9 protein-coding genes are annotated in these 20,929 nt (G+C 37.6%); all 9 read right to left on the bottom strand.

The features are described 5' to 3' along the window. Positions 1-65: 65 nt before the first annotated feature. Positions 66-746, bottom strand: a complete 681-nt coding sequence (locus QP953_RS21505; RefSeq protein WP_052600342.1) for a type 1 glutamine amidotransferase domain-containing protein — start codon at positions 744-746, stop codon at positions 66-68. Positions 747-940: 194 nt separating this feature from the next. After that, positions 941-5,401: a T9SS-dependent choice-of-anchor J family protein gene (locus QP953_RS21510; RefSeq protein ID WP_309552925.1), complete on the bottom strand. Its 4,461-nt coding sequence runs from the start codon at positions 5,399-5,401 to the stop codon at positions 941-943. A gap of 370 nt (positions 5,402-5,771) precedes the next feature. Further along, the gene (locus tag QP953_RS21515; RefSeq protein ID WP_052592369.1) at positions 5,772-7,892 is read right to left on the bottom strand and encodes a PD40 domain-containing protein; all 2,121 of its coding nucleotides are present in this window, start codon (positions 7,890-7,892) and stop codon (positions 5,772-5,774) included. 34 nt (positions 7,893-7,926) lie between these two features. Beyond that, entirely contained in the window at positions 7,927-8,943 is a 1,017-nt protein-coding gene (locus QP953_RS21520) for a PorP/SprF family type IX secretion system membrane protein (protein ID WP_309552926.1), read from the bottom strand. Positions 8,944-9,100: 157 nt separating this feature from the next. After that, complete coding sequence (locus tag QP953_RS21525) at positions 9,101-9,499, bottom strand: hypothetical protein (RefSeq protein ID WP_052592373.1); 399 nt, start codon at positions 9,497-9,499, stop codon at positions 9,101-9,103. Between the two features lie 124 nt (positions 9,500-9,623). Beyond that, on the bottom strand, positions 9,624-15,641 hold the full coding sequence (locus QP953_RS21530) for a PKD domain-containing protein (RefSeq protein WP_309552927.1): 6,018 nt from the start codon (positions 15,639-15,641) through the stop codon (positions 9,624-9,626). Between the two features lie 388 nt (positions 15,642-16,029). Further along, the gene (locus tag QP953_RS21535; RefSeq protein ID WP_309552928.1) at positions 16,030-18,276 is read right to left on the bottom strand and encodes a protein kinase domain-containing protein; all 2,247 of its coding nucleotides are present in this window, start codon (positions 18,274-18,276) and stop codon (positions 16,030-16,032) included. Between the two features lie 43 nt (positions 18,277-18,319). Beyond that, positions 18,320-19,219 carry a PP2C family serine/threonine-protein phosphatase gene (locus QP953_RS21540; protein ID WP_052592379.1) on the bottom strand — a complete coding sequence of 300 codons (900 nt, stop codon included), beginning with the start codon at positions 19,217-19,219 and terminating at the stop codon, positions 18,320-18,322. 154 nt (positions 19,220-19,373) lie between these two features. Next, a complete protein-coding gene (locus tag QP953_RS21545; RefSeq protein ID WP_052592381.1) occupies positions 19,374-20,042 on the bottom strand; it encodes a VWA domain-containing protein in 669 nt (222 codons plus the stop codon). Positions 20,043-20,929 lie beyond the last annotated feature (887 nt).

Raw genomic sequence — 20,929 nt, forward strand, 5'->3', positions numbered from 1 at the left:
ACGGGGCATTTACGAAAAAAAGCGTTACCCTATAGAGCAACGCCATATACTTGTCGTACCTTGTTTTAGTTCAACTTTGCCAACAGTAGCTCTGCTACTAATTCTGAAGAAGCAGGATTTTGCCCTGTAATGAGCAAGCCATCTTCTAAGGCATAAGGTTTCCAATCTTCTTTTTTAGAATATTGCCCCCCATTTTTTTCTAGCATTTCCTCTACTAAGAAAGGCACTACCTCTGTCAATTCAACTGCTTTTTCTTCTGAATTGCTAAAGCCTGTTACTTTTTTTCCTTTTACTAGTGGTTCTCCTGCTTCGTTCTGTGTATGTTTAAAAACAGCAGGAGCATGACAAACTGCTGCTACTGGCTTATTATTATTATAAAATGCTTCAATCAAAGCAATTGAGTTCTTGTTTTCAGCCAAATCCCACAATGGACCATGTCCTCCAGGAAAAAATACAGCATCATAATCTTTTTGGTCAATTGTTTCTAGCTTCAAGGTATTTGCCAATGCTTCTTGCGTTTGAGAATCCTCATTAAAACGTTTGGTAGCAGAAGTTTGGGCACTTGGTTCTTTGCTTTTGGGGTCAATTGGAGGTTGTCCTCCCTTTGGCGAAGCCAATGTTATTTCTACTCCCTTATCTTTCAAAAAGTAGTATGGGCTAGCAAACTCCTCTACCCAAAAACCCGTTTTTTTGCCTGTATCCCCTAGTTCATCGTGACTTGTTAGAATGAATAATACTTTTTTCATTTTGATTGTTTTCTATTTTATTAGTGATTTATGAATGATTACTTATATAACAGATTTTCCACAGACTTGTTTTAATAAAACACCAAAGGCATTACGATTACTAGCTTCAATTCTTTGTCAAAAGAAAAAGGAGATGCCCAAAAGACATCTCCCATTTTAATTTATTTTGATCTAGTGTTTGGTTATACCACCAATTATTCCACTATAATCTTTTCTGTAATAACCTTGTTGTCTATCACAAATCTTGCTAAGTACACTCCTGAAGGATAATCCGTCATGTCAATCTCGTAGTTTTGCTCCAAACTTTCTTGGGGCTCAAAGGATTGTAATACTTGACCTGTAATACTCATGATACTCAATTGTACATCTGTTGTTTCTGCCAACACTAAGTTAACAAATACACGCCCTTCTGTTGGGTTTGGATACAATTTGAATAAATCCAATGCTGGAATTGTATTGACAAAATCAGGCAATTGATAAGGAACTACTATTCCTGTTACAACTTGCTGACAACCTGTGCTAGCATCTGTTATCGTCACATCGTATGTTCCTGCTACCAATCCACTAATGTCCTCTGTTGTTGCTCCTGTATTCCATACATATTGGAAAGTACCACTACCTCCAGTTGCTGTAATATCTACTCCTCCTGCTATCGCCATAATTTCCGCATAAATCGTATCTATGGTAACATTAATTGGTGTTGTTGCTGCGATGGTTGCGGTTTCTGTTATTTGACAACCGTTCGCATCAGTGATAGACACCGTGTGCGTCCCTGCTGGGGCATTGCTCAAATCTTCCGTAGTCGCAGAAGTAGACCAATTGTAACTATAGTTTGGTGTTCCTCCTTGTACAGTAATATCTACAGTACCGTCATTTCCATTACAAGCCACACCCGTTGTATTCACATTTACAGATAAAGCTGCTGGCTCTGTTATTTGGAAGCTCGTCACGTAAGCACAGTTAGAAGCCGTTCCATTATCCGTAACTGTTACATTGTAAGTTCCTCCAGAAACACCCGTCAAATTAGATGCAGTTGTCGTATTACTCCACTCGTAAGTATAAGGACCTGTTCCACCAGATACGGCTAAATTGATCGCACCATCTGCCGCACCACCACAAGATACATTCGTTATTGTCTCTGCGATAGTTGGAATTGGAGATACTGTTAAATCAATTGTATCAGTATCTGTACAACCATTCGCATTCACTACAGTTGCCCAATATTGTCCTGCCACAGTAGGATTCAAAAATGCTGACTGTGAACCATCTGACCAAATCAGAGAAGTAGCTGTTGAAACCGTGATTGTTGGTGTAATGGTAGCCGCAGAGCCTCCACAAATAGTTTGATCTGCTCCCAAATCAATGTTAATTCCGTTCGTATCAACATCAATTGTTGCCATTGCTCTTGGAGAATTACACCCTTGTATTGCTGCATAATACATCACTGCTGAATCCAATGGTGCTGTTGTAAAGGTTGGTCCAATATGAACTAGGTTACCACCTGTTGGAGCATCGTACCATAAAATAGTAGCTGGTGCATAACTTGCTGTTGCTGCAACAACACCTCTTCTATTCTCACAAACGATATTGTCTCCAGTCATTGTCAAGGCAACTTGATTACTTGGTAAAATAGTTGTTGAAACTAGCAATGTATCGTTTGTTGGGTTGCTATCTACAGAAGAGGATACAATAATTTCAAAGTTAAATGTACCTCCTGCGTTAGTATTTAATGCTCCTACATTTATTTGAGCTGTCGTTCCTGATACAATTAGTGGTTGTGTAAAACTAAAAGTTGCCGTTGCTGCTCCTGATACATTTACAGTAATTGGTGTACTAACAAGGTCGTTAGAACCTAAATTTGCAATTTGAATGATAACATCTGCACTCAAGCTACCACAGCCTTTAGGTTCTAATAAACCTACCGCCATAGCATCATTAGCAATAACAATATGCTCATCTGCTCCGATATCTGGTGTTGGTCCCATTGGGCGCATTTCACCATCAAAATCTACAGTAACAGGGAAAGACAATGCAGGGTCGGCTGCATCAACAGGCAAAGCACTCGTTACGTGTAATCCATTTACAAAACCAGGGTTTCCTGAAACACTATTAGCATCATACCCCAATGGTGCCGCTTGCCAATCTGCTAAGGTAGTATAGGTATTGGTACCAAATCGAACAGCATTTCCAGAACCACTGATATAATACATATTATGGTCCATTGCTGCTAAACTTACAGGGTCAAATGTAAAGAAACACTCTCCTGAAGAAGTAACCATGATATTATTACGTATATCAATATTGATATGATTATCCAAAAAGAACGTACGATTACCAGACAAATTATTGTGATAAACTTGTATCAATCGAGCATCTCTAAGGTAAAGTGCCTCGTCATTTGACTCTACCATATTGTTGACAATAACTCCATTTCTACAAGGATCGTTAAAACCACCAAAAATAGCAATACCATAATCATTAGAGGTTACTTCATTTCCCATCACCTCATAATTAGAAATATCAAACAACATCATTGCATCGCTACCACTACCTGTGATATCGTATACTTTGTTTCCATTCACAACAAGACTATCTTGCTCATCTACATAAATTCCATAATCTTCCGCATCGTGAATTCTATTTCCAATAATTTTATTTCCGATGTTCAACGAATCACGCTCTCCTCCTTCTAGGATAATTCCTGCAACCCCTCCAGCAATATCATTATTTTGGATGGTATTCCAGTTAGCATTATTTCCTTCTGTTGAGACACCTGTACTACTAGAGTAACTAGCAGAAGCCAAAACAGCCACTACATTTGTCAACCCAGCATTTGTAGATACATAGATATTATTTTCTTCTATTGTATTGTATTGAGCATTGTTGGTCAATAAAACACCGTATGCAGCATTGGCACCAGTATTCTCAATAGTAAAGTTTTTCATTGTGAAATATTCTGCTCCATCCAAAAGAAGAGTTGCTGCTCTATTAAACCCTAATCCATCGTGTGTCAAGATAGCACTAGAAGCATCTAATCCATCAAACGTTACCGTGTTGGCGGCACTTGTTCCTGGAATTTTATTAATAGTCCATGGACCAGTATACGTTCCTGGTTGGAATTCCATAGTAACAGGACCTCCTACTCCACAATTCATCAATGCACTCATAGCATCTGTTATAGTAGGGAAATCAGATGTTGGATGTCCAACAGAATATGTTCCCGATAATCCAGAGCAAAGATCAAGATCTAAGGTATCATTTGTAAACGCCTCATCAATCTGACCATTCGGCATGGTTGTCCAAAACTTCAAATCTAATGCAGAAGAAGGCAAGTTTAAATTTGCCAATAATACATTAGCATTGTCTCCTGGTGCAATAGAAGCTCCTGTATAAGCTACAGAAGGCTGTGCAACACCTGCTATTTCCCACTCTACGGTAAAGGAATTCAAAGGATCAAGACCAAAGTTTGTTACCTCTACTTCTACAGGCGTAAAACCTCCTGAATGAGGAATAATAGGTTGAACCAATGCGCTCACACCAGCATCATTAATGGTAGGATGTTCGATCATAACATCGTCAATGTACAAAATCCAGCCATCCAAACCTCCGTTAGGAATATGGAATGCAATAAAAGCATTTCCAGTAAATGCCGATAAATCAAGCACAACTTCTTCGTAAGCAGTAGCAGAGGAAGTATCTACTAAAATAACATTGGTAAAATCAGCTGGTGCAATTCCAGTTGTTGATACTAAAACTCTAAAATCATTCGGTTCGAAAGTAGAGTTACAACGATGTTTAAATCTTAACCTTTCTCCACCTGTCAAAGTAATTTGTGGAGATATTAAATAATCATCATTATTACCATTATTAAAATCTGTTCGGATTATAGCACACTCATCTCCCTCAAAAGGATTAAAGGTGTAATCCATATCCCATTCATCACCATCTCCATTGTTATCAATTACTGTCCAACAATTTTGTGTTGGTGAATTAGAATTAAATCCTTCCCAGAATGGAAAAACAGTAACAGGCAAACATAATGTAGAAAAAGTTGCAGGTCCTGTCTGTAAACTTGTATCTCCTGAACTACAGATACTAGATACATAAAAATCATAAGTAGAACCTGGTGTAAGACCTGTTAAAGGCAACGGATTGGTTGCAGTAGTAATCGAGGTTCCTGTACCTGGCGAGAAGCCAGTCAAGCCATACTCAATAATCCAATTGGTAGGATTTCCTCCTGCGGGTGTCCATCCAACATCTACGGTTGTCGCTGTGATATTGGTCGTTGTCAGGTTTCCAGCAGGGTCGCAACCACCACACTGATGTGTGAAAGCAAGACCTACAAATGGGTTGGGGCCATCTGCAAACAATTGTGCACCACTACTCGAAATTTGATAGGTAACCTCACCATCAAACGTCCCCGAATTGTAGGTGAAAGTGACCACATCTAAATTGTTAGCATTAAAAGTGACTTGACTTGAAGAACCGTTGGGCAAGGTGTAATTAGCAAAGAAGGTACCATTAATGTCCACATCTAAGCTTGCACCATTCCACCCATCACCAAAAGAATCTTGCAAATCAATCACATAAGTACACTGACTTGATGCTGCATAAGAAAAACTCAACAACAAAAGTAAACTGAAAATGTATTTCATGATTAAACGTTTTGATACAGTCGTTTATAGACTGAAGGGGTAAAAATTTGCTGTAATAAAATATGATTAAAATGATTAAAATTTCAGATTTAAAATCTGAGTTTTTTTATTGATTTTGGTGACTTTGTAAAAGTAGCCGTTTTTTATTTTCTGACCAAATTAAAGCTAACTTTACATGAATACTATTTCATATATTCATACAAAACTCATAATAATTTGTTGTTTAACTCCCATATTCTCAAAAAAACGAATACGATTTAGAGGCTTTACAAAATAAAATTCTAAATCCCCTATACACTAACACGACAACAGTCCATTGCAAGAAGTTGCAATGGACTGTTATTTTTTTACAATTATCTAACAATAATTTTTACTGCCGAACCAATACCGAGATTTCTGCTTTTCGTTCTTGAGACGCTGCTACACTATAAATAGAATTGGCAGGATCTTTATGATCATCACTAACTCCTTTAGGTACAAGTGATTCTCCTAACATAGCTTCTTTTATAATAAGATCCTTTTGGTTAACATATTTTTTAAAAGCACCATTTTTATAACCCATCATAAAATTTCGCAAACTAGAAACACGACGGTTTGCCAATGCTATATTGTATTTTTTTTCTGCTTTAGGGCTTGTATACCCCCTTATATAAAGCTTTAACTTCGCTCCTTTTTCTAACACCTCTAACAAGCGGTCAAAGAATTCTTGCGTACGATTATACTCGCCTCGAACCTTATCATCAAAAAATTGCTGTACAACTCCTTGTTCCGCTGCGGCACGCTCTGGACCAAATTGCTGGCTATACTCTCTTTTATACTCCTCTATCAAACTAGTATAATAAGCATAACTCTCTTCATAAGGAGTATTGGTAAATTTTACTGTAACATTAGAGTCTGGTTCATCATTGTGAAAATACAAACTCAGAGGTAATAAGTCATCCAATTCTTGTACCACATCTGGTGTAGGTTCTGACACAGGAGGAACTTCAACGGGTACTTCTACAATATCAGGCGTATCAACAGGCACAGTGACTACATCTGGTGTATCTACTGGAGGCGGTACAATCACAACATCTGGTGTATCTACTTTTGGAGTATCCACTTTAACAATATCAGGAATCGTATCTGGTGGAGAAGCTTTTAAATAAGCATAGTGATAAATATCATTACAACAAGCTTCTTTTGTTAAGGAGCGTGAGCCATCTCGATTACTGGCAATGTATCCTGTTGTATCATTGGCATTGCGAACATAGTACAAATCGTTTGCTGCCGAATTATAAGGAATTCCAAGATTAACAGGAACTGACCACTCATTATTAGAGTTATAATCACTAGAAAAAATATCATAACCACCCAAACCTAAATGCCAACGAGAAGCAAAATAAAGGCGATTTTCTTTGGTACTAAAATAAGGTGTTACTTCTGCATCTATAGAGTTAACCACAGCGCCTAAATTATAAGGTTCAGAACTCGATAAATCATCTTTTAACTCAACCCGCCAAATATCCATTCCTCCTTGCCCACCAGCTCTATCAGAAGAAAAATACAGCCATTCGGATTGCGTCGTTTGATCCCAAGCCAAATTAGGATGTGTTGTTGTTGAACTGTTTGAATTAATTGGATTCGGTAACCGTTCTGGTGCAGACCATTTTCCATCTGCTAATTTTTCACTTCTATAAATTTCACAACGCAAACTATCAGAACGTTTGCCAGAGCATCTCGTAAAATAAAGGTAGTTGCCATCGTGACTCAAAGCTGAATTAGCAGAATGTTCTGAAGGCAAGTTTAAATCTTTTTGTTCTTTTCCTTTCTCTTTTGTGTGATCAGGTGTAGTCAGTATTTTAGAAATGAGAGGCTTATTCAAATCCTTGTCTTTCTTCTCACCTTTTTCTCTTTTTCGATCAAATCGCAACGAAGAATAATACAACACGCTATCTATTTCGTGTGCTCCAAAATCAGAATACTTGGTATTAACATGCTCACTAAGATGCGTAAACTCCAACTCACTTTCAGGAATTGGTTGTTGAACAAGCTTTTTGGCAAAGTCACAAGATTTCATTTCCTGTTCTGCTTTAGCTTTATAAAAGTTATCTTTTTTATAACGATCTAAAAAGTATTTAAAAGCCCGTTTTGCCTCAGAGTATTTTGCATTGTGCTTGAGTGTTACCCCATAGTAATACTCTACCATTGGATAACGGCTTTTATCCTTGCTATCAATTACCTTTTTGTAGGCTTCTTCTGCCACATCATAGGCATAAGACAATCGACAAGCCTCTGCATATTTGTAATAAACACCTGGTGTTTTTTTTGATCTCAAAACAATATCATAATAATGCATTGCATTATAATATTCTTTCTTAGCAAAAGCATCATCTGCGGCTTTCTCATACGCTTTTAGATTTTGTGCTTGTAGAGAAACAAAGGGTAATAGTAATAAACATACAACTGTCAAACAAGATAGGGATGCGAATAAATTTGAGCGATTTTCCATGTAAAATTCTCTTAACGTTCTGAGTTTAATTTTTCTAAAAAATTGGACAGGTTTTGACTGATCCCAATGAAGGTACTTTACTCCAAATATATACAACAGATAATTCATAGCCACCGTTATTTCTAGTAGCAGCTTCAAATCCTGATACATTGATATCATAACTTAGCCCGACATGCCATTGCTGGTAAGCAAACCCAATTCGCGCAATGATCGCATCGTCCCAACGGTGCATGATACCTATTTCACCTGACGTTTCTCGTCCAGGATTTACATTAAAGTGATAACGCAAACTTGCTCCATATACAATTTCTTGATAATTAAGTTGGCGTTGAAAAATAACACTTGGCATAATATCAATACGCTGAGATACCTGAATGGAAGCATTAGCCATAACATTCCAACGAATTGGCAATAAAACGCCATCTACTCCGAGGAAAGACATATTGGGTCGAGTCAAGTGAAAAACGCCTCCACCTAAGTTTACCCACATTCGGTTACTAGATTGATATCGAAAGTTTAACCCCGCATTAATATCAAAATAGTTGATGTTTGTTTTTCCTGCAAATTTAGTTTGATCATACGAAACCAAATTAGGATCGTAAACATCGCCGTTAAATTGATCGTTGAATGTTAGCTTTTGTAGATTATAACGACGGTTGTTGTACCCTAACTGTACCCCTGCACCAATGAAAAAATGCTTTGTAATTCGTTTGGTATAAGCGGTTGACAGCATGACATTTAACAAACTCAATTGTCCATCCCCTGCTTGATCGTGGTTAAAAGTGAGTCCAACTCCCCATACATCATTCTCCAATTGATAAGGCAACAAATGTGCATCAAAGGTTAAAGAAACTGTTCGGTAACTTACAGGCACATCAAACCATTGGCTTCTGTAATTTCCCACTAAACGATAATCTCCATTAAACAAACCCGTGTGTGCGGCATTAAGATTCAACGGGGCATACTCAAATTGAGACCAATGAATATCTTGTGCAGATAAAGATGGACCGATGAGAATTGCCAAAATAAATAAATAAATGTGCTTCATCATGTTATAGTTTTTATCAACAGTTTCAACAAATAGATATAGATACACTTTTCCTATCGCACCAACTGTAGTATTGACTGTTATTATTCAGACGAACTAAAGAGCCTCTTTCAGCCTTTCTTTTCATCGAATGTTCTGTTTACACTCAACAAATTCATTCTTATGACTTTACAGTCAGAACAATTTGACCTGTTTTGTGAATTATGCTTTTATCTACACACTGCGCTTCTATGGTATAAACATACAAACCTGCTCTTAAGGTTTTTCCCAGTTTAGTTCCATCCCAACCTGTATCTAACATTTTTATTGTTTCGTTAGAAGCTCCCAAAACAGAAGAACTAGATTCAAAAATTTTTGTTCCTCGACGGGTGTATAGTAATAATTTTAACTCTTTAATTCCTGTCGTTTCTAAGACCAATGTTTTCGGTTCTTCCAATCCAGCATTAGATTCCCAATTAGTAGGCATATTGATTGCCTCTTCTGTACATTGTGCTTTTAAGACATTGGTTAATGTAAGTAATACAACAACTAAAAATAAATGACTTACGTTTCTTCTCATGTTAAAACTGATTCAGGCTTATTTTGTTTTATAAAATTAAGTGGATACTTTTTGCTAATAATTTATTTTGAAGTTTTATAGAGCCGATTATTAATCTAATACGATTTTTCAGCAAACGAATATATTATCTCAATAAAGTTATATTTCCTTTTTTTATCAATTCATTACCATCCAAACATCGACACCGCATATAATACCCGTATACATCTGGCGGACAATCTTTTCCTTTAAACTTGCCATTCCACCCCATATTTTTATCCGTGGACTCAAAAACTTGTTCCCCCCAACGATTATATATCATAAAACGTATCTCCGTAATTATATTTCCTTCGACATAAATAACATCATTATAACCATCGCCATCTGGTGAAAAAGCATTTGGAACAAATATATTAGGTTCCTCACAAATTGGCAAAGCAACATGGATAATTATAGAATCTTTTGTCCGACATCCTAAAGCATCTGTTACCGTCAAATAATACGTTGTTGTTTCTTCTGGTGTTGCAATTGGATTAAAAATAGTATCTCCACTCAACGTAGGATGGCTATTCCAACTATACGTATATCCTGCTTGTTGTGTTGCTAGTAACTGCACTGCGCTTCCTGAGGGTATGGTGTCCTGATTTGCAATAATAGAAAGTGCAGGGTTGCTTGATGCAACATTAACTATAGTTTGAGCAGTAGTAATACAGCCGTACTGATTTTGAGCGGCAACAAAATAACTGGTCGTACTAGTTGGAGCCACCCAAATATTATCTGTTCCTTGTCCCGAAACAATCGTGCCAGTAGGTGTCCATTGATAGGTCAAACTGTCATTTAAATTTAAATTGATCACTGTAAGCTGTACTGGTACCGTTTCACAAATTAATGCTGCGGAATCCAACAATACCTCCACAGGATAATATTCTACTTGTACAGAATCCATACGCACACATCCTAATGTATCTTCTACCTGTACATAGTAAACGTGTTGATTGTTCACAACGTTGGTCTGCAAATTTGGATTTTGCGATAGAATGTTGTTAAAAGTAGCATCATCAGCCCAAGTATATTGTGCCGTTCGGCTAGCATTGGCAGTTAAGGTAATATTGGGTTGGCATAAGATTGTGTCCAAAGGCACACTTAATCCCAAAGGAGATACGATATGAATCGTTGTTTCCGCAGAATCTATACAACCGAACTGATTCGTCCCTACCACCTTCAAACTAGTTGCGGTATTGCTTTCAACAAGCACACTATCCGTTCCTTGTCCCGCAAGAATTATATTGTTGGGTGTCCAAATATAGGTTAATGTATCCCCCAAATTATTACTCAACACTTGCAAAGCAAGAGAATCTGCACCACAATTGGCATATATCGAATCCAAATCTAAAGCAACCGCCCTACGACTAACAACAATAGAATCTACACCACGACACCCAAAACTATCCTGTACTTGCACATAAAAACTATTGTATACATCAACCAAACTTGCCGTCAATAAAGCATCGTTGTCTACAATAGTCTGAAAATTTCTACTTGTTGACCAAGCATAATTTATCATTTGAGAACTGCTTGCTACTAAATTAATACTAGTATCACAAGATATGGTATCACCCTGAATTTGAACGGTAGGGGCAGGTTGAAGTGCTACAAAAATAGAATCTTCTTGCCAACAAGTATCCAATACCCCACCAAAATTGGAGTACCCATACACTCGAACAGTATAAGTCGTATTTGTTGTTGGCAAAACCGTAGGATTAGCAACTGTAGAATCGGACAGTCCTGCACTTGGCGACCAAACATAGATCAAATTAGGTTTTGTTTGAATGTTCAGCACAATAGAATCATTCCCACATGTCGCCACGCTATTATTAGGAACATCTAAAACAGGAATTTGTGCGGTCAATTGTTTGCTTATTCGTCCTGTACAGTTTCCTATTATTTGAATTTGTAAATCAATGTTATAAGTAGAATCTATAAAATAAGTTGCGATAGGATTTTGCACCGTAGATGTTTGCCCATTCCCTAAATTCCAATTCCAATTAGTAATAAGTGTGTCTCCAGATATGTCTTGAAATTGAACAACCAATGAATCGCCACAATTTACAGGCGTCATGCTAAAGTCAATGGGAATATCATTTCCTCTATAATTAACAAAGACAGAGTCGAACGCCTCACAACCAAAACCATTTTCTCCTCGCACATAGAACCACCTAGCATCATTTATATTTGTCACCAATGTCGCTCCTACTCCTATAATTGCATTAAAATTTCGATCCAACGCCCATTCAACAACAGTAGCACTAGGAGCATTGACACTCAATTCCACCTGATTCAAACACAAAACAGTATCTCCCATTACATCAAAAATAAAACTATCGACACCAACAACAACAGTATGAGTCAACACACAAGTATCTAAATCGTTAATTCCTGTTACCGTTACTGTATAGGCAGTTGTCGTTGTGGGGCGAGCAATCGGACTCGGTATGGTAGGATTATTCAAACTTGTTGCGGGAGCCCATTGATAAATCAAATTCGGATTTCCTCCAATATTCAACTGTACGGAATCTACATTACACAAACCAATACTATCGCTGGAGTTGATAATAGGCAAATTATAATTTAAGGTATCAACAAACGTTCCTGTACAACCGTTGGTTGCTGTTGCCGTTAAACGAACAATGTGCGTTCCACTAGAAGGATACTGAGCCAAGCCATTCGTTGTATAGGCTGTTGATCCATTTCCAAAATTCCAAACATAACCTTGCAATTGAGTTCCTGCAGGAAAAGTAGTTGTATTAATAAACGAAACGTCTAAGGTATCGTCACAATCATTTATTTGTGTTATAAAACTTGTTGGAATTGGTATGTTTCGCCGATATATTTTAGCGGTATCTTCTGCAGTGCACCCATATTGATCCGTAGCTCGAACATAGATCAATAAGTTAAATGGTGGATTGGGCAAGCCCACAAAAAAATTGGTGGTGTTTGAAAGTGCTATCGGATTAAAGGTAGGCGAAAAAGACCAATCTACCTGAGTAGCATTATCAATTGTCGCCATCACATTAAACACACTTCCACAAACTACGGTATCTTTTGGAACCGCTATGTTAATTGGTGGCGCTTGAATGACGGTCACATCATGAATTGCAAAACAGGTATCTATTGAACTATAGCCTGTGACACTTACCGTATAGGTAAAAGGGGTACTAGGAACACTTGCTATTGGCGAAGCGTCGCTCGTACTGGACAAGAATGCCGCAGGCGACCATTGGTAATCTAAGTTAGGATTGCCTCCCGGATTAAGAACTAAGGTAGAATCGCCATTGCACAAAACGACCGTAGAGTCGGTTGTCAAAGAAGCAATATTTAAGGTCAATGTATCTTCCAAGCTTCCACTACAACCATTTGCTAAGGTAACCTCAAGACGAACAGTTGTCAATTGACTTTGTGTAAAGACAAATGTTGGATGTTGTTGCGTAGAGCTCTGACCATCTGAAGTTGTCCATAACCAACTCACAATCGGACTCACGATTGTGTCTGCTGTCAGGTCTGTAAATTGCAAGGCAATGGTATCTGAACAGCCCAAGGATTGATAAGCAAAATTCACATTGACAGGAACTTGATTTTGTTCTACTAGAGCAAATGCTGTTGCTGTACATCCATAAGGATCTGTTGCTCGAACATAGTATCCTGCATAAGGAAATGTCGTTGGCGTTGCCGTATAAGGATTTCCTGTACCTATAATTGTACCAAAACTAGGGTCACCTGCCCATTCATAAAAAATTGCTGTAGGACTAGAAGCTACTAAATCAACTGTATTTCCACAATATACGGTCAACGGTGGAACGGTTACGGTTACAGGGGGCGGAAAGTTAACATGTACTTGTTCTATATTGACACAGGTATCGCTGCCATTTATGGCTGTAATAGTTACGGTATAAGTTGTTGGGATAACGGGTGTTGCAATAGGACTAACAGCTGTGGCACTACTCAGTGTTGCCGCTGGTGACCATAGATACTGCAAACTAGCATCTCCATTGGGGTTCAGTTGCACAGAACTATTGCCTTGACAAATCCCAACCGTATCGCCATTGGTTAACTGAGGAATTGTTACATTAACAACATCCTCAAAACGTCCAATACAACCATCTATTGTCACAACATCTAATGCAACAATATAACTTCCTGACTGTTGATAGTTATGTACAGGGTTTTGCTGGGCACTCCCATTAGAATCTCCAAAATCCCACGACCAACTGGCAAGACTCCCTCCTGACAAATCTGTTGTTTGATCAACAAATTGTACGGTAAAAGTAGAATCGCAAGTTAACAAACTATATGCCCAATCTACTGTAATCGGGGTATTCCTTTTGATAATATCAACCGTATCAATAATAGAACAGCCTGCAAAATCAGTGGCACGTACTAAAATCCGTGTCACCGTTGTAACAGGAATTCGAATACTATCTCCTGTAAATAAAATCGTATTAAATGCAGGGTCTGTCGTCCATTCAATTATTTGAGCATTATTACTAACTGCCACAATTGAAATAGAATCTTGGCAGGTAATCGTATCTCGAATCACATCTAGTGTAATCGGAGGAGGTAAGACAACCGTAATGCTACGTTCCAAGACACAGGTATCTATGCCATTGGGTACTGCAACGGTAACAAAATAAGTCGTTGGTCCCGATGGACTAGCAATAGGACTCGCTACGGTTGTACTACTCAAGCCTGCTGCTGGTGACCATTGATAGACGTGATTGGGATTGCCCCCTGGATTTAAAACAACAGAACTATTCCCATCACAAATTCCTACCGTATCGGCACTAAAAACAACTGGCAAATCAAGCGTTATGGTATCTGCATAGCTCGCTGTACAGCCATTGGCAGCCAAAACATTCAAGTTAATAATATAGGTCCCTGACGTATCATAAACGGTCGAAGGATAAGGAATGGTGTCGGTATCGCCATTTCCAAAATCCCAATCCCATTGCACAATACTGCTGATGCTATCAATTGTTAGATCAGTAATATCCAAAAAGAAGGAATCTGTACAATTAGCTGTTGTTATATCAAAATCGGCATCAATAGATTCGTATTGCAAATAAATTTCTTGGGTAGAGGTATCGGCACACAAAGTTCCAGGATCAGCAATCAAAGTAACCGTATATCGTCCAGTATCTGGATAAATATAAGCGGGATTAGAAAAAGTAGAAGTTGCATTGTTGTCCCCAAACGACCAAACAAAGCCTGTCCCTAAAGAAGCACTGTTGTTTTGAAAATTAACAACCAAAGAATTATCACATTGAATATCTGGTGCAAAAAATGCTGAGGATACCAAACGTCCACATACACCTACGACATATTGAAAGTCACGCCGAGTAGTAGATATTAAAACACCATTTCTATATTCGCTGGCACAAACACCAACCACAAAAACGCCCAATACATCTGGTGTTCCAGTCAATAATCCTGTCGAAGGGTCTATTTTTAAAGAATCTGGTCCTCCCAACATATTGTTGACACTGTAAGGAGGCTGCCAAATAACTGGATTATACGGTGGATTATTGGGAGGCTGTGGCATTGACTGACTTGGCGTAGCTCCTGTAAAAGGGGTACACAGTTCATATACAATAGAATCTCCATCGGGGTCAAAAGCAGAATGGTTATACACAATTGGTACTCCTGCACAAATATACACTGGAGGCCATTCTATGAATCGAGCGCTACTATTACACGTTAACAAGGCTTCTTCTGATACATAAGAGGAATAGGTGGCTCCTGTCGACGTTGGTGCTACAATATTGACAATATCTTGATTTCGGCAACAACGCTGGTAAACAATTTGATAACCACCAACTCGAAAAGGTAGGGTAATCGTGTCTAAATATGTTGTCGTGTGAATGCAAACATTGGGTGGGGCTACCAAACAGGGATCTGTTAAATTCAAATCCAAAGTATCATTGTTTCTTAACTGTAATCGTAAATCATAAATTAAAGAGTCGTTGATGTCAAATACACCTATCGAAGCAGGATTATCAAACCATGGAACCCCTGTATCACAATCTCGAAATACGGTAACCATAATTTCATATTGATCATTTCCTAGGCAACGATAATTTATTTCTCCACCGACCATATGTGTTGCCAAAACTTTAGACGATAAGCAATTCAAAAGAAATAAATAGACAAAAACGATATGGAAGTATTTTCTATTCATCAACAACAAAGGGAAAATTTGGATTGTGTGTATCTATCCGTTTCATCTTTAAAAGACAACACTAAGCACACTTTGAAGTAAACTTTAAGATAGCATTTTTTTAGGAAGTTCCCTATATCTTGAATTACAATTTATCAATAAATGACAATATACAAGTCTTTGGTTTTGTGTTTAAATTGTTAATACTCCGTTGATTTTTTAATAATTTTCAACGCCCCCCCCTTTTTTTAGAGGATTACATGATGAAAAGGTAGCGTATATGAGGGAAATGATTAGATGTAGTTAGTGTGTTCCATATACCCCCTACAAAATGGGTATATCATTTATATGTTTTAAGTTCCTGTTTTAAGACTTTAATCTCTTGGTTAATTTCCGTCAACTCATCTTCTTTATCCTGAATTTCAATTTCTAGTTTTTGAATACTTTTGAGGAGTTTTCTAAAGCTAGTATCCATTAAGTTAGCATCTATCTTAGTTCGTTCACGCATGGTGTCAACCGACTCTTTTACCAAGTCCTCTATTCGAATTTTGTATTCGTTCGCATTGCCCAATAAATCAGCGTGTTTCTTATCAAAGGTTGTTTTGATCTCTTTCAATTTTTCATTCAATTCTATCTCTAATGCCTTCAACTCTTGAATCGTTGTAGGGATGTCGAGAGAATCCTTAGGGGCATTCAGTTGATTGGGACCATTGAGGAGTTGTTGAGCATTTAATTGCTGGTTTAGGAAAGCTATTTTTTGAGCAGCTGATTTGCCTTGCAATGTAGCATAAACAGGATGTTTTTCTAAGATTTTGGTATAATCTAGTCGAGCCTGTTTCAAGGCAGCAGCTTCTTCCTCCATCAATAATTTGGCTTTTTTGTCTTGTGCTTGAATAGCCTTTTTTTCTTCGTTCAGTTGAGAAGAAATATCCCGATTAGAAGCAAGAATAGTTGCCGTGTTTTTTCGAAAAAAGTCTTTTTCTTTGTCTACTTTAACCTTCGACCAAACAATTAATTCGTTGCGAATTTCTCTTAAACGTTGCTTAATTTTTGAACGCTGATTGTACAACGTATATTGCAATTCTTCTAAGCTTCTCTGTTTTTGCCCCTCTGTAAACGATAACTTGCCAATTAGATTTTTTCGAGTTTGTTGTGTTCTATCTTTTAAAACAGACGAAAATTTTGGAAAACTGGCTACTAAAAATGGGAGTAACAACAACAAAAATAACAAGCCCGACCCACCTATATCCAAAATTAACCCTAAAATAAAGCCAAAAATACTACCAACCGACATAATTGCATATCCAATATCACTCAAAGGGCCACCTGTTAAGACGGTAACAATCAGAAACAAAGCAAATACTACTGCCAAAACCTGAAAGGTATATTTAAAAACCTGTCCAATTACTCGACCTACCTTCTTATAATTCTCCATCGCCTCTTTCCAAACGGCTTCAAAAGAATAGGTCATTTGAGGTGCTGCAACTGTGGATTGCTTTTGGGATGGAGCTAATAAATTTTGCTCCTTTAGAGCCTTTTCTAAAGCCATTACGAACCAATTATTTTCATTGATTTTATTTAATTCCAATGTTTTAGAAGGTAGTGGTCGATTGGTAAGTAACAAAGGATTATTGGCTAAAGTTCGCCCCCATTCCTCGGCAGTTGGTCGCAATTTGGGATTTTCATAACCACTGACAAAAGCGCCCATAAATAGTTTTCTTAAATCCCGATCAATCTTGGCAAATCGTCGATGAGGCGGCGGCACAACGGTAAATTGTTGTGACAATTTAGGATCATGCACAAACAACCCATGCTTAATTTTATCACCCAAAGCATTTACATTATCATAAGGGGCTTTGGAGGTTGCCGCATAAGGATGCACCCCAAACAACAAGCGGTAATAAATTACAGCCAAACTAAAATTATCCCAAGAAGGATCTATCAAAACTTTTCCTGGCTTTGTTCCTGTGTAATATTCATTAGGGGTGTATTCTGGGGTCGCAACAGTAGCAGGGAAAAGAGTCATACCATTTTCCACTACTTCTATAGAATCAGTGTCTACAATAGAAACAACTCCGTTGCTTTTAATCAAAATATTGTCTGGCTTTAAATCCACCAAAACATATTTTCCCGTTGCATGCACCATCCTTAACGCTACCGCCAAATTATAACAAACTTTTAAGCGCAAACGTAAGGCTTCATCACCTCCTAACTTAAAGCGTTTCCATTCTTTCCCTAAATGTTTGGGTAATTTAGGAGATGTCAAAATTTCCAACTTCTCTCCTGTTGCCTTCGGCATAACAAACCCTGCAAAATCGCCTTGGGCATCATACAACATGTGCTTGACCCAAACAATCGGCTGTTCGTTTAAAGCACCTTCAAAAAAGGGAGGATTCTCTAATAAGTACTCAATTTTCGCTTCTTTTTGTGCATCTCGTTTATTCAAATGAAAAACTTTGGCTACACAATTGCTCAACTCCAACGGTTGCAAGATTTTAAACAACTCTCCCTCTCCTCCTGAAGCAAATGGATTATCTTCTATGATAACCGCTTGATTGATGGATTTTATGTACAGTTGTTTTGGCACGTTAGGAGTTGATAAGTTTTAATGGGAAATTAGTCGCTCAATGCTAGAGATTTTCTTCTTTTTTGGGTTGAATGTTTTTTTCGACTATAGGCGCATAAACACCTAAAATCATTGTTTTATCATCTGTTTCGTGCTTAAATTGCTTGCTGCCATCTTTTAGAAAGCCCCCCCAAATAGCATTAATTTCTTCCTGTGATTTTCGCTCTTTTTTAAGCTGTAACATTCCATTTAAGTTCGGTTCAAAAAACTTATTGTATGGACGGTTGGGGTCATGGTACTTCTGTTTTTCTTCGTCCCAGACATTGACTTCAAAAGAGCCATTTTCACAACCATCGCTCAACAACGCAAAGGCTCGAATATCGTTCTTAATAACTCCCGTTTCGATGTATAAATCCACACCGTCTGTTGTCCAGATATTAGAGGTGATAAAAACAGTCTCATTTACCTCGCTTCCCCTAAACGGCTCTATCAATGCTTCCCATTTGCCTGGCTCGACCGAATAAGCAGCTCGACCATCTCCAATATGCGTGGTTAAAATGCCAAAAGGAGCATACAAAACAGCCAATACAGTACATGCCAAATCTGGTATTTTATAAGCCTTGGCAGTAGCAAATTGTTCCAAACGTTGTCGAACGATTTGCAATCCTTTTAATGCTTCTACTCTCCAAACTTCTTCAGAAGGCATTTTCTCTGCGCTATCCCAACCATTTCTTTGAACAATTTCTTCCAGACAATGCGCCATATTTCGGGCTACAAAATCCGATCCTATATCTGAATGCTTAGCAGATCCTGCACCATCTGCAACGACAGCTACTCCCCACGTTTCGTTGATTCGTTGATGGGCACAACTGTCTTGACAGGGCAAATTCATCAAAACATGCCCATTTCCAATTACAGAAGCATAAGCGACAACCCAATTTGTATTCTTATTATTGCTAGACATTTTTTTGTTGTTAACAGTTTGTTTTCAATCAGTATCAAGTAGTAGTTGGCAGCGTTGCTAACTACTTATCAAGAACAAACTAATGCAAAAACCAAAAGGATAATGATGCGACAGGGCTTCACTATCCAATTGTTTCTATTTTTTTAGGCGTTCCCTAGAATTTCATTTGAGCCCAGTCACTTACTGGTGGCAACTCAATGCTATCTCCTTCTTTGGATTTGGTAATAATTCCAATACTATTACTCAACCACTTGAAGAATTCTGCAAATTTATATCCAGCTAATGGAATTGCTGGGGCAGAATTCGGACAAATCTCATTCAATACATGTTGATTAAATCCTTTTACCCCTAGTCCCCAAAAAGTAAACTTTTTGGAATCTACAGCACTTTGAATTTCACTAGACAAACCTTTTACATCCTGATCTCTGTCTGGTTCACCATCCGTAATCAAAACAATAATCGGTCGATAATATGGCTGCCCTGTTTCTTTATACCACTGCTTGCGTTGTTCTGTTTTACGCATCGCTTCCCGAACAGCATCTACCAAACGAGTAGTCCCTGCTACTGTTAGCGTTGGCATATCAAAATTATCAATCAACGCAGGATCTTGGATTGTTTTAATACTACTACCAAATGTAATAATTCCAACCTCTAAACGATTGGCGGCAATCAGATCTTCTTCTATCGCTGCATAAAATTCTTGTAAGCCTCGATTTAGCTCTCGAATCGCTGCACCACTCATAGATCCAGAAGTATCTAGAACTAAAGTACACAGACATTTTTGCTCGTAATTGTCAGGGGTTTCTCCTTGAAAGTAACTCATTCTTATTTAATTTTCTTGTATAGATTGGATCAACTTCTGATTAGAAACTGATTGGATTTTTTTCAAAACTTTCACTTAATAGTATTATTATCATATACAATAGCAATACTATCTAAAAAGTTCCTTAAAACCAACAAAAATTTTGGCTCTTAACAAATATACAATATTCAATAAGGAATCAAAATAGGAGCGGCTTCTTGTTTAAATTTTAATACGAATATATGCCGCTTTAACACATTCTTCCCAGAGCTTTTTGAAAATCATCCTTTCGTTTATTTGAAATTCACAAATTAGGCTATTTCGAATAATTATAAAAAATATGTTACGATATACTTAAAGTTATTCTTATTGTATTTTATCCAAATATATTATCCTATCTTGATAATGTTAATACTTCGTTGAAAAAGTAACGGAGAATGACGTTATTAAAAAGATTTTAATAACGGCTCAACTTCTCGATCCATGCTCCCCCGATTCAAGTGAACTCATACAGAGTTGATTGTCTAATGAATTAATATTACCTGCTCTAGCTTCAAGGTCTTGCCCCTCTATGCATTTCCTTGTTAGTTAGTTTTCTGATGAAGTAATATTTTGCAATGCTTCGTGAAAAGCATACTAATTCATTTCACGAAGTACAAATTTTGATCACACACAAATTACAATAGTTCGTTGAAACCACGCAGTAGCAGCGCAGCTAAACTTTATTAGCTTAATAATCAGCAAATTGCACCTTTGTTGCGTTTTATATTAAAATTTTGATTATCAACTGCGCAGCACTCATGAAGTACCACGAAGTAGCAGCGAAGCTAAACTAATATAAATGTGCTTTTTTATCTTTTTGGTAACTAAGCTTGCGATCTCACGAGCGCAGCGAGCTAAAAAAGTAA

The sequence above is a fragment of the Aureispira sp. CCB-E genome, assembly GCF_031326345.1.
GTDB lineage: Bacteria > Bacteroidota > Bacteroidia > Chitinophagales > Saprospiraceae > Aureispira.

Coding starts and splice junctions, on each gene's coding strand:
- QP953_RS21505 (WP_052600342.1), bottom strand. CDS start 746: ATGAAAAAAGTATTATTCATTCTAACAAGTCACGATGAACTAGGGGAT.
- QP953_RS21510 (WP_309552925.1), bottom strand. CDS start 5,401: ATGAAATACATTTTCAGTTTACTTTTGTTGTTGAGTTTTTCTTATGCA.
- QP953_RS21515 (WP_052592369.1), bottom strand. CDS start 7,892: ATGGAAAATCGCTCAAATTTATTCGCATCCCTATCTTGTTTGACAGTT.
- QP953_RS21520 (WP_309552926.1), bottom strand. CDS start 8,943: ATGATGAAGCACATTTATTTATTTATTTTGGCAATTCTCATCGGTCCA.
- QP953_RS21525 (WP_052592373.1), bottom strand. CDS start 9,499: ATGAGAAGAAACGTAAGTCATTTATTTTTAGTTGTTGTATTACTTACA.
- QP953_RS21540 (WP_052592379.1), bottom strand. CDS start 19,219: ATGTCTAGCAATAATAAGAATACAAATTGGGTTGTCGCTTATGCTTCT.
- QP953_RS21545 (WP_052592381.1), bottom strand. CDS start 20,042: ATGAGTTACTTTCAAGGAGAAACCCCTGACAATTACGAGCAAAAATGT.